This is a genomic window from Pararhizobium antarcticum, assembly GCF_001885585.1.
In the GTDB taxonomy this organism is placed as follows: domain Bacteria; phylum Pseudomonadota; class Alphaproteobacteria; order Rhizobiales; family Rhizobiaceae; genus Pararhizobium; species Pararhizobium antarcticum.
This window is the reverse complement of record NZ_LSRP01000126.1, coordinates 1-14,977: the sequence shown is the minus strand read 5'-3', so window position 1 is coordinate 14,977 and position 14,977 is coordinate 1. Positions and strand designations below refer to the sequence as shown.

Genomic DNA, 14,977 nt, shown 5'->3' with positions numbered 1-14,977 from the left:
CCATTCCCCCGGCACCCTCTCCCCGCCACCCACGACCTCCGTCATCCTCGTGCCTGACCCGAGGATCGGGACCTCAACCCGCGCACAAGACACAAAAAATCCGGGAGACGGCCTGTGCCATGTCCCGGATTGGAATGCGTTTGAAAGGCGGGCTGCCTATCGATCCTTGGACGATCCAAACAGGGAGGCGAGCGTCTTGTTCGGCTTCGAGAACCCGCCCTTCATGCTCTTGACGATGACCATGTGACTGATTTCGCCGCGCTTGAAGGCCTTGAGAAATTTCGGATAGTTGGCGAAGGCGACGCAGCCATGGCTGTCGCCGGGTGTGCGCAGCAGGTAGCTGTGGGCGAGCAGGCCCGTCCGGCCGAGCGGCGCAACACCGTCGGTAGGTGTCAGGCGCACCGCCTCGACCCCGTGGAACAGCGCCTCGCGCATCGTCACCTTGTAGGTGCCGGGCGGCGTCGGTCCCCGCATCTTGACATGCGCAAAGTCGGGATTGTCGCGCATCTTGCCGATGCCGGAATGGGCCTCGAGCCTCTCGCCGTTCGGCATGTGCACGACGCCGGCGGAGATGTCATAATAGGCAACGCCTTTCTTGCCGCGGAAGGCAGGGCGGACGATGTCGTCCTCATCATCCATATCGGGCAGGCCGGGCTTGGCATAGGCCAGTTCCCTGACCTTCGGCTTCGTGTCCTTGGCGCCAGGCTTGCCGAGCGCGGCATCGAGCGAACCGGCCGGACGGCGCAGCGGCAGTGGTCCCATATCGGGCAGCAGGCCGGACAGTTCGACGGCCTGGTCGGACATGACCAGATTGAACGGCTTTGGCAGCATGTCGTCCTGCAGCGAAACCGGCTCGACCAGAGCGGAGGCGGTGATCGGCGTCGAACCGGTGATGAGGTCCCGGTCACGCGCCGGGATGAGTTTTGCCAGCGCCTGCATCTTCTCGGCGAAGACGGCGCCGGGCATGGCCATGGCCACCGCAACGCTGGCCTTGTGCGGACCGGCCTGTGCCGTGGCGATCAGGTTGATCCGCGGCAGGACGGTGAGCCGCGAAAATTTCGCCAGCCGCACGGTGCGCTCCTGCGGCACGGCGCGGATGATGGGGTTGAGACCGAGCGAAGCTTCAAGCCGCATTGGCCGGTCCGAAGGCAGCGACGGGCCCGCGGCATGCATGGCCGCAACGGTCGCGACCACCCAGACGGTGACCGCAGCGGCAAAACCGATGACGCTCGCGCCTGACAGAAAGCGTCTCGCCGATGTTCGGCGGGCGGCCTTGTCCCGGGGGACGATCGAACTGAACTTTTGAACCGCAGACGCCATGATACTGGTTACCCGAAACGCATTACTCAAACGCATGGCAACAGAACACGCTGCCGACGAAGCCGGGTCGATGTCGGCAGGGTTGGAGTGTCCGCCCCTGCCCGGACATGCCGGTTGCTGAGAAGAATGACAAAGTATGGTAACCAATTCCTTTACGCTGGCTCCGCGATTTCGAGGAGTTGGACCAAAGGGAAACAAGGACTGCGCAACGCGAATGACGCGATCGGGCCCTTTGGGTTCGCCAGGGCGAATCAGAAAAGGCGCCCCCCCGGCGAAACAACCATGGGCAAACAGACCCTGCCGGAGTGCGCGAGGGCAAGAGCCTGCGGCGCGCCTTGCCTCAGACCTTAAATTTCAGGCAAATTTAAGGTCTGATGACCAGAACCTGGTCAACCGGGAGATGCGCAAGGCCCACGTCAGGGACATGCCACTGCGACTGCCGTCAACTGCGCGGCTCGGGAGAACGCCCGCCATCCGGGCATCCCGGTTTACCCGCTTTGCATGGGATGTCAGGCGGGTTTTGAAACCCGGGGAAATGTACGGCTAATGGTTTTGTTCGTTAAAATTGCACCAAATTCCGGCCGAAAAAATTAAGCGGCCCGCACTACCAATTTGAGCTTATCCGCATGTCGGACCAAATTTTTTAAGCACGGCAGAAGACGACAGGACAATGCGCCCATGAGCTTTCTTTTCGCCATTTCCGCCATGGCCATAGCAATCATGTTTCCGGTCCTTCTGTCGCTCCGCAGCGCCGGTGTGACGGGTGTCACCCGCTTCTCGGCCGGCTGCGGGCTGGCCGCGGCGGCACTTTGCGTCGCCATGGTCGATGATCTTGCGCCGCGCTGGTTCTCCGGCATCTTCGGCACCGGCCTGATGATTGCCGCAAGCCTGACGACGCTCTCCGGCTTGCGGCAGTTCTTCGGACAATCGGCAATGGGTGTCTGGAGCATTCTGGCGGCGACAATGCTGCCCGTACTCGGACTTGCCATCTTTAGCTACGGGGTCGATGCCCCGGTCGCTCGCAGCCTTGTCAGCGGGGCAACCATCGCCCTGGTCTTCCTGCTGATCGCGGCCACCATCCTGGCCCACTGGCCGAAGGACCGGAGCATCTCGGCCTATATGATCGTCTGTCTGGTGGCAGCCTGCCTGATTGCGCTGTTCCATGGGCTGCGCGTCTTCATCCTGCTCGCCGGGATCGACCCCATCCCCGGGCTTGCCGATCCCCGCCTGTGGACCGTCGCGCTGCCAGCCGGAAGAACCCTGTTCCTGCCGCTGTTCTTCCTGTCGATCATCCTGATGGTGCAGGGCCGGATGATCGACACCCTGCGCCATACGGTCGCCCATGACGATCTGACCGGTGCCTTGTCGCGCCGCGCCTTCATGGCGCGGTTGGAGCGGACCCGGGAAGTGACGATGAAATTCAAGCGGCCGCTGGCCTTCCTGCTGCTTGATCTCGATCGGTTCAAGCAGATCAACGACCGCTATGGCCATGCCGGCGGTGATGTGGCTCTGGCCCATTTCGCAGATGTGGTCGGCGCCCATCTGGGCACCCGCGGCTATATGGGACGTCTGGGTGGCGAGGAGTTCGGCATTGTCCTGCCCGGCATCAGCGATGCCGAGACGCTGGACTTTGCCGAAACGCTCTGTTCGACGGTGCGCAAGGCGCCGTGCGAAACGACGCAGGGCGAGCAGATCCTGTTGACGGTGAGCGTCGGTATCGCCATGGCCGAGCAGGACCGAAGCGCCACGGACACCATGAGCCGCGCCGATATGGCGCTCTACGCCGCAAAGGCGGCTGGCCGGGATTGTTACGTTATGGCGGAAAGGGAGAGTGGCGATGTCTTCACCAGCACGCGGGCCCTCAGCGCAGCCGCCGCACAGATGCGCAGTCTCGATGCCGAAAACCATGGCCTGCTGCAGCCGCAGGTTTCTGCGGGTTAACGGCCAATGTTGGACGCAGCAGATATTCAGAACCTTGCATAAACGCATGAGATGCCTATCTGTGCTGGCATAGTCCACCGGAGAATTCCTTATGTCGCTGCATCGCCTTTTGATGACCACCTGCACCCTCATCGGCCTTGCCGCAGCCATCCTGCCCGCGCGTGCCGAAACGGTCGGGGAGGTCGGTGTCGACTGGCTCGGCAACGACATTTCCATCGATGCCGTGCACGACCCGGAGATCACCGGGATCACCTGCCATGTCACCTATTTCGACCGCAGCGTCATCGATCGCCTGAAGAACGGCAACTGGTTCGAGGACCCCTCCAACAACTCCATCGCCTGCCGCCAGACGGGGCCGATCGCGATCGGCGACATAGACCTGTCTGAAGAGGGAGAGGAAGTGTTTCGCGAGGGCCTGTCGCTCATCTGGAAGAAGCTCGTCGTCACCCGGATCTACGACAAGGCGAACAACACGCTGATCTATCTCGCGCATTCGCGTGAACTGACCGATGGCTCCGCGAAGATGTCGATTTCGACGATCCCGCTGTTTAACCAGCCCGTCACCTGGAAGAACGGCCAACCGAAGTAGGCCGGCTGACGCAAAGGCAAGTTGGGTCGGAACTCAGCCCTCGATACAGTCTGCCGCGCTGACGATCTCGATCCCGGCCGCATGCATGGCGGAGCAAGCCGCCGCGACGCCGGCCGGGTCGATGCCGCGGCTGGCGTCGGCGATGAAGCGGATGGTGACGCCGCCCAGCATCGAACGCGCATCGATCGCCGAGGCCATGACGCAATAGTCCGTCGCCAGGCCACAGATATCCAGCCGGGTGACACCCTTTGCCGAGAGATAGGCATCGAGGCCGGTCAGGGCGGACTGGTCGTTGTCGCGGAAAGCCGAGTAGCTGTCGACGTTGCGGTTAAGCCCCTTGCGCTGGATATGATCGATCGCCGAGACGTCAAGATCGGCATGAAACTCCGCATCCGGTGTCCCCTGAACGCAATGATCCGGCCAGAGCATTTGCGGCTTGCCACCGAGCACGCCCATCTCGAACGGCTTTGCACCGGGATGCTGCGACGCAAAGCTGCCATGATCCGGCGGATGCCAGTCCTGCGAAGCAACGATCAGGTCATAGCCCCCTGATGCAATCAGCCGGTTGGCAATGGGGACTATCTCCTCCCCACCGGGGACGGCAAGATTTCCCCCCGTGCAGAATCCGACCTGGATATCGACGAGCAGCAAGCATTTCAAGGCGGCGTTCTCCGGTCACAGTTGGGCGTCGTAAGGGACATCCTGGATCGACGGAGACAAGCATAGGCATGAAAGTGCAGGTCGAAAACAGAAAACGACACGGCCGCCGGAAACACCCGGCGGCCGTGTCGAAATTCATCCGGAATAGGGATCAGGCGGCCTGAGCCAGCTCGTCGGCGATCACGGTATCGAGGTTCAGGAAGCAGACCATGCTCTTCTCGAGGGCCACGATGCCGCGGCAGAAGGCGCGCTGGGCTTCTGGAATGATTTCCGGCGCCGACTGCAGGGCTTCGCTCTTGATCGTCATCATGTCCGAAACCTGCTCGACCAGAAGGCCGACCAGCTTGCCGGCAATATCGGTGACGATGATCGCGGAGCGCTCGGACGGCTCCGTCATCTTCATGCCGAGACGGCAGGCCATATCGATGACCGGGATCACCGCACCACGCAGGTTGATCAGACCGAGCACGTAAGGCGGCGTATGCGGCATCGGCGTGACCGGGGCCCAGCCACGGATTTCGCGGATCGCCATGATGTCGATGCAGAATTCCTGATCGCCGAGATGGAAGGAGACGATTTCCAGATAGGCACCGGATTGCTTGATGGCATTGTTGTTCATGATCAGAATTCTTCCCAGTTTTCGGCGGATCCGGAGGCCTTGGCCACCGGCGCCGCATGGCTGCTGTTAAAGGCGCTCGAGAGCTTGCCCATCAGGGCTTTCGCGGGCGATGGTGTTGGACGAACGGCTGCCGATGGCGATACGGCACGGACCGGTTGTGGACGCGCCTGGCGGGCCTGACCGCCATGCAGCTGGAACTGACCGACAAGCGCCGTCAGACTTTCGGCATCCTGGGCCAGCGTATGGCTGACGGCATTGGTCTCCTCGACCATGGCGGCATTCTGCTGGGTCATCTGGTCGAGCCGGCCGACGGCGGTGTTGATTTCCTGGAGGCCGGTCGACTGTTCGCGTGCGGCGTTGACGATCGAGACCATGTGCTCGTTGATCTTGAAGACGCTCTTCTCGATCAAGCCCAGCGCCTCGCCGGTTGCGCGCACCAGCCGGACGCCGGTGACGACTTCCGTGCTCGAGCGGCCGACCAGCGACTTGATATCCTTTGCGGCTCCCGCTGCACGCTGTGCCAGTTCGCGGACTTCCTGTGCGACGACGGCAAACCCCTTGCCCGCATCGCCGGCCCGCGCCGCCTCGACGCCGGCATTTAGAGCCAGCAGGTTGGTCTGGAAGGCGATTTCATCGATCACGTTGATGATCTTGCCGATCTCGGTCGAGGCGTCCTCGATGCGGGACATAGCGGAAATTGCCTCGCCGACGATCCGGCCGGATTCCTCGGCATTGTTGCGGGTTTCGCCAACCATCTTGCTGGCTTCCTCGGCGCGCACCGTGGCGGTCCGAACCGTTGCGGTAATCTCATCGAGCGCTGCAGAGGTCTGTTCGAGCGAAGCCGCCTGTTGTTCCGTGCGCTTGGCAAGGTCGTCGGCCGCTCCGCGCATCTGCTGGCTGTTCGACTGGATGGAAACAGTATTGTCCTGAACATTTCCGAGCACGCTCTGCAGGCGGGCGACAGTCTGATTGAAATCGAGACGCAAGGATTCAAGGTCTGCCCGGAACGTGGTCTCGATCGTTGCCATCAGATTGCCGTCGGCAAGGCGGTTAAGGCCAAGCCCAAGCTCGTATACAGCGGCCTTGACCTGCTGCGCCTCCTCGGAGCGCGCATTGTCATTGGCCTGACGCTCTGCCTCGTTCTCGCGGCGGCTTGCAGCCGTATCCGTCTCCAGCGTCTGTTTCTCAACGGCGGCGCTGCGGAACATTTCCACGGAACGGGCCATTTCGCCGATCTCGTCGCTGCGGTTCAACGACCCGACGGCAGTGCCATAATCGCCGGACAGAATGCGCTTCATGCTGTCACGAACGGCAAAAATGCCGCGACGCAGGACGTTGCCGTGAAAATAAAGCATGGCCAGGAGCGACGACATGGCAAACAGGCCGACAACGAACTGAAACAGGATGGAATTCGTCGAGCTGGTTGTGGCTTCGCCGACGCGCGTGGCGAGCAGCGCGCCAGCCTCTTCGCCCAGCTTGGTCATCGTGTCATTCAGACGCTCGCCGCCTCCGTCGATGGCATCATCGAGTGCGCCATAGGCTTCGGCCGGCGCTCCATCTTCCACCATCTTCTTGAGGTCAACCTGGATCGCCTGCGCCACCGCTGCAAGGTCCGCCTCAAATGTCGACATCATCTCCGGCTTGCCAACAGCCGCTGCCAGAGCGAAAGCCGCCGCCTTGCCTTCATTGATCGTCTTCAGGGAGCTTTCGATTGTCTGCAAGCGCTCCGGCTGGATGGCGCGTTCTTCGCGATCGATGATCGTGTCCATCGCCACAAGCACCAGTTCGAGATTTGCCGTGCGCAACTCGGTCGCATTCTTGATCGCAGCCTGCGCCTCGACAGCCTTGCCAAGCGCAATATCGACATGGGAATTCTGGTACCAGCCAATGGCCAGCATGGAACCGAAACCGCAGAATGCAGCGATGCCGAGCGTCGTCAGGCGCTGATTGACAGTGAGTTTCTTGTCCAGTCTTGTCATCGAAGTCATCAGATACCGATCCTGTTGACAGGCCATCCAAAGAAGAACGGGCTGAGTTTGGGGATGAATGCGATATCCGGGATCGAAAAGCCGGCTGACATCATGTCATTCGGAAGGGCGAATCACCCCCCGACGCCCATATACGATTACAAAGACAGATTAAACTTTTGCTAAAATAACAGCCCGCTGGAAAGAATTGACGACTGTGAGAATCGATGCGGCCCGCGCCATGCGCTTCCCTCCAAGTCCATATCCATGCTAGACTGGAAGCATGGAAAAGGAAGCATCCACACTGCGAACCATGTTTCTCATCGCCTTGAGCTGTGCGGCTTTCGTGCTGTTGTCCGCCTTTGCGTTCCGCGGCTGGCTGGAGCATGGGACCGACATCTTCCTTGCCATGGCCCAGAACGGGATGGCCTGGTGCCTCTAGGGCAACACGTGCCCGCAACACATGCCACATTGTGACGTGCCACATTTTGACGCTGTGACGTCACGGGGTTTGCACCCCACGTCTCAAACGGATAACTGAAGGCAACGTTGGCCTCTGGACCGGATATCATCATGAAAACTGTTCGCATCGTACTCTGGGCTGCCGTGCTCGTGGTTGCCGCCGTGCTCGGCTGGCTGTCCTATGAGATGACCGCTTCGAAGGACAGCGCTGCTTCCGGCCCGTTCGGCGTCCCGTTCGATCTGGTTGCGCAGGACGGCAAGCCAATTACCCAGGCAGCCTTCACCGGCAAGCCGACGGCGCTTTTCTTCGGCTTCACCCATTGCCCGGAAGTCTGCCCGACGACGCTTTTCGAATTGAACGGCTGGCTTGAAAAGGTCGATCCGGACGGCACGAAACTGCAGGCCTACTTCATCTCGGTCGATCCCGAGCGCGATACACCTGACATTCTCGGCCAATATGTCTCCAACGTTTCCAAGCGGATCACCGGCATATCCGGATCCCCGGACAAGGTCATGGAGATGGTCAAGGGGTTCCGGGTCTACGCCAAGAAGGTCCCGCTCGACGAAGCCAAGCCGGAGGGCGACTATACGATGGACCACACCGCATCCGTCTTCCTTCTGGATGGAGCGGGACGCTTCACCGGTACGATCGCCTATGGCGAGAACCCGGATACCGCGCTCAAGAAACTGGAAAATCTGTTGAAGGGCTAACGGAAAGTGCAGCCTGTTGCGCACACCTGCGGGGCGCCTGCGCGTCCCGGGCTATCGGCGCAATAGCGTTTGGCGCTTTACCTGCGCCTGTCGCTCGTGATAGCGCGACGCAAAGCCCTTTCAAAGGATCCAGACCTTGGCCGATATCCGCCTCTTCGTCACCACCACGGAAGTCCAGTCCGAAATCATCCTTCAACTGATGAGCGACGCCTTCGAGGAAGACGGCTACGCAATCGCGACGATGGAGATGGACGAAAAGAAGGACATCTGGGAAGCCTCGCTCTATCTCGAATGGGCAGAGGAAGAGGCGATGCACGCCCGCTTCGCGCAGGTGCTGGCGCCACATTTTCCGGACAAGATCATTGAGCGCGAAGTCATTCCCGACGAAGACTGGATTGCGAAGTCGCTGGAAGGCCTGTCACCCGTCCATGCCGGGCGTTTCGTCGTTCACGGTTCCCACGACCGGGACAAGATCCGCCCGGGCGATGTCAGCATCGAGATCGACGCCGGGCAGGCCTTTGGGACCGGCCATCACGGAACCACGGCCGGCTGCCTCGAAGTGATCGAAACGGTGATGCGCTCGCGCAAGGTCACGAATGTGCTCGATCTCGGCACCGGCAGCGGCGTGCTGGCGATTGCCGCCCGCAAGCTGAAGGCGGTGCCGGTGCTGGCGACCGACATCGATCCGATCGCCACCCGCGTCGCGGCTGAAAACGTGCGCCGCAACGGTATTGCAACGGGCGTCAGGATGGTCACGGCGCCCGGCTTTCATTCACCGGCCTTCGCAACCCATGGCCCATTCGACCTGATCATCGCCAATATCCTCGCCCGCCCGCTGATCCGGATGGCGCCGCAACTGGCCTCCCATCTTGCCCCCGGCGGCTCCGTCGTCCTGTCGGGCATCCTCGCCTCCCAGCGCTGGAAAGTGCTCTCGGCCTACAATGGCGCGCATCTGCGCCATGTCCGCACGATCTGGCGCAATGGCTGGGTGACGATCCATCTCGACCGCCCGTGATGATCGGCAAAACCCAATTCTGAAATGTGAATGGGTCTGAAATGTAAAAAGGTGAAATGCGAAAAAGCCGTCTGTCGATCACGACAGACGGCTTTTCGAAACAAAGGCGATGCCAGAGGCACCGCCCGCTGACCGGCAAGCCGGTCATGTCCGCGAGCTTGAGGAGGAGGAGCGCTCAAGCGGACTCTTCATGATCTGAAATCGGCCACCCGGAGGGAGGAGGAGAAGGGAAACCGACCATGTTCAGACCATGCAGCGCGTGCCGTCAGGCATTCGCATGAACAACAGACCTTAGTCTGCGTTCGTTGAGCGGCTTTATAATCGCCGGCTGAAAATAGAACAGCGCTTTTCCAGCATGGGTGCCATGCACCTCGCGCATAAGTATGATAATTGAAAACCACCGCCGAGGTGGACGTCAGAACACGTAAACGCCCCGTCATAATACCCCCCTCAGGACCTGACCTGCCATGGACGGGCTTTCCCCTGACGCTGGCTTTCCGCTAGAGTGGCTTCAGGACCGGTCGGATTCGCGCCGATCCGTTCTCCGGAAACCACCGCAGCCTTTCAGGAAAATCGATGTTTCAGTCCTTCGACGTCACCTCCACTCCGCAATTTGGCAGGGAACGGACGGACGCTCTGCGCGTCGCTCTGCAGACCCTCGACGTCGATGGATTTCTGGTGCCCCGCGCCGACGAGTTTCAGGGCGAATATGTTCCGGCAAGCGCCGAACGCCTGTCCTGGCTGACAGGCTTTACCGGTTCGGCCGGCATCGCGCTCGTCACGCGCACGCAGGCGATCGTCTTCGTCGACGGGCGCTATGTGACGCAGCTTGCCGAACAGGTGGATGGAACGGTGTTTGAAGGCGGCGACCTGATCGGCGCGCCGCCATCCACCTGGCTCGAGAACAATGCGCCCAAGGGCTTCCTGCTCGGCATCGATCCCTGGCTGCACACGGGCGCAGAGGTGCGCAAACTCGAAAAGGCACTTGCCTGCGTATCAGGCACGCTGGTCTTTCTCGATTACAACCCGCTCGACCGGATCTGGGCGGACCGCCCGTCCGCGCCGCTGGGCCGCGTCAAGATCCAGCCGCTCGACCATGCCGGTATTCTGGCCAGGGACAAGATCGCAAGGATGTCAACCGATCTCGAAGCGACAGGTGCGGCGGCGGTCGTACTGACCGACCCCTCCTCGATCGCCTGGACGTTCAACATCCGCGGCAGCGACGTGCCGCACACGCCGCACCCGCTTGCCCGTGCCATTATTCATGCTGACGGCCGCGCCGAACTCTTCCTCGACAAGCGCAAGACCGGCATCGAAGAAGAAGCCTATCTCACACAGCTTTGTGACATGGCAGCGCCTGCATCCTTCGAGGACCGCATCGCAGCCGTTTCGCAGGGCGGCGCCAAGCTGATGATCGATCCCGATCACGCGCCCTTCGCCCTGGCGCAGATCATCCGCGCCAGTGGCGGCATCGTGATCGAGGCGATCGACCCGGCTCGCCTGCCCCGCGCCCGCAAGAACCCGGCCGAACTCGAAGGTTCGGAACGCGCCCACCTGCAGGACGGTGTGGCGATGGTCGAGTTCCTCGCCTGGCTCGACGAAACGACACCGGGCACCGTCACCGAGATCGCCGCTGTCGAGCAGCTTGAAAGCTGCCGGCTGCGTGTCGGCGAGCGCCTGCAGAACCCGCTGAAGGATATTTCCTTCGACACGATCTCCGGCGCCGGTGCCCATGCGGCGATCATGCACTACCGCGTGACCACCGACAGCGACCAGGCGATTGAAGACGGGACGATGTTCCTGATCGATTCCGGTGGCCAATACATCAACGGCACCACGGACATCACCCGCACGGTGGCGATCGGCAACGTTCCCGAGAACCAGAAGCGGTTCTTCACACTGGTCCTGAAAGGCATGATCGCCATCAGCACGGCGCGCTTCCCGAAGGGCTCGCGCGGCGTCGATCTCGATCCCCTGGCGCGCATTGCGCTCTGGAAGGCCGGTGCCGATTTTGCCCATGGCACGGGCCATGGCGTCGGCTCATACCTCTCGGTGCACGAGGGGCCACAACGGATTTCCCGTGCCGCCATGCAGGAATTGCTGCCCGGCATGAGCCTGTCGAACGAGCCCGGCTATTACCGTCCGGGCGCCTTCGGTATCCGCATTGAAAACCTTGTCCATGTCTTCGAGGCGACCCCGATCGACGGCGGCGACCTGCCGATGCTCGGTTTCACGACGCTGACATTTTGCCCGATCGACCGCCGGCTGATCCTGACTGCGCTTTTGACCGGCGAGGAACTGGACTGGATGAATGCCTATCACGCCGAAACGCGGGAAAAGCTTATGCCGCTGATCGAGGGGGATGCGGTCCGCAAATGGCTAATCGCGGCAACCGAGCCGCTTCTGCGTTAGAGACCTGCGAAATGCCGGATGGCCATGACCACCAGCCATCCGGCCAGCAGCATCCAGAGCGACGAAAACCGCAGGCCGACGAAAAATGCGACCAGCATCGAGGCGGCCACGTCCCAGCCGCCGTAGACGAAGGCGGGCGCCACCAGCGTCGACAGGACGGCGGCCGGAACAGCATTCAGCGCCGCTTCCATGCGCGGCGGGATGCGCGTCATCTGCATCATCATCACATAGCCGCCGATGCGCGTCAGGAACGTCGCAAGGGCTGCCGCGAGAATGATGTAGATCAGGTGCAGGTGTTCGCTCTGGTCCATCACTACACCTCGTTTTCAAGCGTGACGGGCGCTTCCGGCTGTCGCGGCAAAGGCAGGCAGGCGGCGAGCAGGATGCCGGCCAGTGCGCCGATGCTGACATGCCACGGCGAGCCGACAATGTGCATGGCGGCGACCGAGGCCACAGAACTCACCGCCACAACCGGCAGCCAGTTGTCCCGCTTGCGAAAACCCAAGACGAGCGACATGAAATAGATCGGCAGGAGCACGTCGAGACCGATGGCGCGCGGATCGCCGATCATCTGGCCGAAATAGGCGCCCAGAAAGGTCATGAACTGCCATGGCACGTAGATGATCATCGCAAAACCGAGATACCAGAAGAAGGTGATCGGTTCGCCCCGCTCTGCGCGCTTTTCCGTCTCGGCATATTGCGGATCGACCAAAAGGAAGAAGGTGACGATCTTCTGCACCGGCGAGAAATGGCGGACATGGCGGGTGATCGAGGCTGAATAGAGGATATGCCGGAAGTTGACGGCAAAGATCGACAGAACGATCAGCCAGGGCTGGACCTTGTTGCCGAACAGTTCGATGCCGACCATCTGGCTGGCCCCGGCATAAAGCGTGATGCTCATGAAGACAGCATCGAAGACCGAAAAACCATTGTCGACCGCAAGTGCGCCGAACAGCGCGCCGAACGGCGAAGCGGATACCATGACGGGAAAACCGCCACGCACGCCCTGCCAGAAATCGTCTTTGGTCATCAGGAAACTTTCCGGAGCGGGGCCAGACGGCCTACCGATCTGCCGAGATGTACAAATTGTGCTGGCACAGATAGGACGCGGACTGCGCGCGAACAATTCAATAAGATTGATGCAGCGATCCGAATTTCTGATCAAACGCCGGATCGCGGCTCAATCGATGCTCAAGGCTTGGGCTTGACCTGGAATGTGTGCTCGATACCGGGAAAGGTGCGCGCCTTGACTTCGCTGGCATAGGCCTCGAAAGCCGCCGAAATCTGCGGTGCGAGGTTGGCGAAATGCTTGACGAACCGCGGCTGGAAATCGCTGAACAGGCCGAGAATGTCGTCGGAGACAAGGATCTGGCCGTCGCAGGCCGGCGATGCCCCGATGCCGATCGTCGGCGCCCGCAGGGTCTGGGAAATTTCCCGTGCCAGCGGCTCGATCGTACCCTCGACGACGATCGCAAAGGCGCCGGCGTCATCGATAGCCTTGGCATCGCGCCTGATCTTGTTGGCTTCCTTTTCGCTGCGCCCCAGCGACCGGTAGCCACCAATCGTATTGACCAGTTGCGGCATCAGCCCGACATGGCCCAGCACCGGAATGCCGCGCTGGGACAGGAAATCGACGGTCTCGGCCATTTCGGCGCCGCCTTCGAGCTTGACCGCGCTGCAGCCGGTTTCCTTGAGGATGCGGGCGGCGCTGTTGAACGCCTGTTCCTTGGATTCCTGATAGGAACCGAAGGGCAGATCGACGACGACGCAGGCTTTTTCCGAGCCGCGCATGACCGCCTGGCCGTGGGCGATCATCATGTCGAGCGTCACGCCGACAGTCGAATCAAGCCCGTACAGCACCATGCCGAGCGAATCGCCGACCAGCATGAAATCGACATGCGGATCGAGCAGCCTTGCGATCGGCGTCGTATAGGCCGTCAGGCTGACGATCGGGCGATCGCCCTTCAGCGCTTCAATATTGCCGGGGCTCAGGCGCCGCTTCACTGCCTGTACACTCATGCTCACGCCACCTTCGCAAATTTTGCAGTTTTCGGGCTGAAAACCCTGTTATCGAGCAGCTTCGTGCTCCCGAAGCGAACAAAAAGTAACAGAAGAACCGGCTTTTCGCCGATTTCCGTCAAAACACGCAGCGTTTCCGGATCACGCAACGCCACCACTTCCGGCCGCGCCAGCGGCTCGGCGGCGATGAAATCGACAATCGCCTTCTCCAGCGTCGCGACATCCGTCAGTCCGCCGGCGATCAGCCGTTCGGCCTCGTCCAGCGCCTTCGGCACGATGCCGGCAGCGCGCCGTTCGTCCGGCGTCAGATAGACATTGCGCGACGAACAGGCGAGCCCGTCATTTTCCCGCACCGTTGCAACGCCAATGACCGAGACCGGCGCAGCGAGATCCTCGACCATGCGGCGAATGATCTGCAGCTGCTGGAAATCCTTCTCGCCGAAATAGGCGCTGTCCGGCTGGACGATGTTGAACAGCTTGGTGACGACGGTGGCGACGCCGGCGAAATGGCCGGGGCGCACAGACCCCTCGAGCTCGGCACCCAGCGTTGGCACATCGACGACCGTTTCCATCGGGCGGGGATACATTTCGGTAACGGCCGGCGCAAACAGGAAATCGACGCCACTGGTCTCCAGCATCGACTGGTCACGCGGCAGATCACGCGGATATTTCGTCAGGTCTTCGTTTGCGCCGAACTGCAGCGGATTGACGAAAATGGTCGCCACGACAATGTCGTTGTCCGCGCGTGCCTTGGCAACGAGTTGCATGTGGCCGACATGAAGATAGCCCATGGTCGGCACCAGCCCGATGGTTTTACCGGCGCGTCGGTGGCCGGCAAGACGGGCGCGCAGCGCAGCAATGGTGGTGACAGTTTCCATATCCGGACCCTCCAATCCGCACCGCCCGCCGCCATCTGAAGCGGCGGTCACAGGGCATCAAGGTGGCTTTCGTGCATTGGCGCGCGAAGACCAGCGCGGTTTCCCTAACGTGTGCAGTGCAAAAAGACAATTCAAGAATTGCCCGGCACAGATGTTCGCGAAGGAAAACCGCAGGCCGTTCTATCCGGCCTGCACCGTCTGCTCGATGGCGCCGAAAATGCTGTGGCCGGTGCGGTCGTTCATTTCGACGCGAACCGTGTCGCCTGCGGTGATCGGCGAAGCTGTCGAATCGCCAACACCGGCGAGAATGCTGCCCGCACCCGGCGCCCGCCCCTTGCTGGCAGCGGCAATGGCGGTATTGAAGTCAAACGCCTGCTTCGTCTT

At 61.4% G+C, this 14,977-nt stretch carries 14 protein-coding genes and 1 pseudogene; 6 read left to right on the top strand and 9 right to left on the bottom strand.

Annotated elements, in window-relative coordinates:
• Positions 1 to 156 precede the first annotated feature (156 nt).
• The gene (locus tag AX760_RS22250) at positions 157 to 1,320 is read right to left on the bottom strand and encodes a DUF2778 domain-containing protein (RefSeq protein WP_071835205.1); all 1,164 of its coding nucleotides are present in this window, start codon (positions 1,318 to 1,320) and stop codon (positions 157 to 159) included.
• Positions 1,321 to 1,998: 678 nt separating this feature from the next.
• Here AX760_RS22250 and AX760_RS22245 point away from each other — a divergent pair.
• Together AX760_RS22245 and AX760_RS22240 are read left to right on the top strand one after the other, a co-directional pair.
• Positions 1,999 to 3,261 (top strand): GGDEF domain-containing protein, encoded by a 1,263-nt coding sequence (locus AX760_RS22245; protein WP_071835204.1) that lies wholly within the window; start codon positions 1,999 to 2,001, stop codon positions 3,259 to 3,261.
• A 112-nt stretch (positions 3,262 to 3,373) separates the two neighbouring features.
• Entirely contained in the window at positions 3,374 to 3,850 is a 477-nt protein-coding gene (locus AX760_RS22240) for a CreA family protein (protein ID WP_175552117.1), read from the top strand.
• A gap of 33 nt (positions 3,851 to 3,883) precedes the next feature.
• On the opposite strand, the gene pncA is transcribed toward AX760_RS22240, so the two are convergent.
• The 3 genes from pncA to AX760_RS22225 all read right to left on the bottom strand — a co-directional run bounded on the left by pncA (position 3,884) and on the right by AX760_RS22225 (position 7,117).
• On the bottom strand, positions 3,884 to 4,510 hold the full coding sequence (gene pncA, locus AX760_RS22235) for a bifunctional nicotinamidase/pyrazinamidase (RefSeq protein ID WP_071835202.1): 627 nt from the start codon (positions 4,508 to 4,510) through the stop codon (positions 3,884 to 3,886).
• A gap of 151 nt (positions 4,511 to 4,661) precedes the next feature.
• Positions 4,662 to 5,129 carry a chemotaxis protein CheW gene (locus tag AX760_RS22230; protein WP_071835201.1) on the bottom strand — a complete coding sequence of 156 codons (468 nt, stop codon included), beginning with the start codon at positions 5,127 to 5,129 and terminating at the stop codon, positions 4,662 to 4,664.
• Between the two features lie 2 nt (positions 5,130 to 5,131).
• Positions 5,132 to 7,117, bottom strand: a complete 1,986-nt coding sequence (locus tag AX760_RS22225; protein WP_071835200.1) for a methyl-accepting chemotaxis protein — start codon at positions 7,115 to 7,117, stop codon at positions 5,132 to 5,134.
• Positions 7,118 to 7,379: 262 nt separating this feature from the next.
• Here AX760_RS22225 and AX760_RS27345 point away from each other — a divergent pair, with 262 nt between their 5' ends.
• The 4 genes from AX760_RS27345 to AX760_RS22210 all read left to right on the top strand — a co-directional run bounded on the left by AX760_RS27345 (position 7,380) and on the right by AX760_RS22210 (position 11,696).
• The gene (locus AX760_RS27345; RefSeq protein ID WP_175552116.1) at positions 7,380 to 7,538 is read left to right on the top strand and encodes a hypothetical protein; all 159 of its coding nucleotides are present in this window, start codon (positions 7,380 to 7,382) and stop codon (positions 7,536 to 7,538) included.
• A 131-nt stretch (positions 7,539 to 7,669) separates the two neighbouring features.
• The gene (locus AX760_RS22220; RefSeq protein ID WP_071835206.1) at positions 7,670 to 8,269 is read left to right on the top strand and encodes an SCO family protein; all 600 of its coding nucleotides are present in this window, start codon (positions 7,670 to 7,672) and stop codon (positions 8,267 to 8,269) included.
• Between the two features lie 136 nt (positions 8,270 to 8,405).
• Positions 8,406 to 9,284: a 50S ribosomal protein L11 methyltransferase gene (locus AX760_RS22215; RefSeq protein ID WP_071835199.1), complete on the top strand. Its 879-nt coding sequence runs from the start codon at positions 8,406 to 8,408 to the stop codon at positions 9,282 to 9,284.
• Positions 9,285 to 9,860: 576 nt separating this feature from the next.
• Entirely contained in the window at positions 9,861 to 11,696 is a 1,836-nt protein-coding gene (locus tag AX760_RS22210; RefSeq protein WP_071835198.1) for an aminopeptidase P family protein, read from the top strand.
• Here AX760_RS22210 and AX760_RS22205 read toward each other — a convergent pair.
• The 5 genes and pseudogenes from AX760_RS22205 to AX760_RS27340 all read right to left on the bottom strand — a co-directional run.
• Positions 11,693 to 12,007 (bottom strand): AzlD family protein, encoded by a 315-nt coding sequence (locus tag AX760_RS22205; protein WP_071835197.1) that lies wholly within the window; start codon positions 12,005 to 12,007, stop codon positions 11,693 to 11,695. The genes AX760_RS22210 and AX760_RS22205 overlap by 4 nt on opposite strands.
• A gap of 2 nt (positions 12,008 to 12,009) precedes the next feature.
• Positions 12,010 to 12,726: an AzlC family ABC transporter permease gene (locus AX760_RS22200; protein WP_071835196.1), complete on the bottom strand. Its 717-nt coding sequence runs from the start codon at positions 12,724 to 12,726 to the stop codon at positions 12,010 to 12,012.
• A gap of 161 nt (positions 12,727 to 12,887) precedes the next feature.
• Positions 12,888 to 13,715 (bottom strand): 3-methyl-2-oxobutanoate hydroxymethyltransferase, encoded by an 828-nt coding sequence (panB, locus tag AX760_RS22195; RefSeq protein WP_071835195.1) that lies wholly within the window; start codon positions 13,713 to 13,715, stop codon positions 12,888 to 12,890.
• Between the two features lie 2 nt (positions 13,716 to 13,717).
• Positions 13,718 to 14,593 carry a pantoate--beta-alanine ligase gene (gene panC, locus AX760_RS22190; RefSeq protein ID WP_071835194.1) on the bottom strand — a complete coding sequence of 292 codons (876 nt, stop codon included), beginning with the start codon at positions 14,591 to 14,593 and terminating at the stop codon, positions 13,718 to 13,720.
• A gap of 180 nt (positions 14,594 to 14,773) precedes the next feature.
• Positions 14,774 to 14,977, bottom strand: a pseudogene (locus AX760_RS27340) (hypothetical protein); the annotation flags it as partial.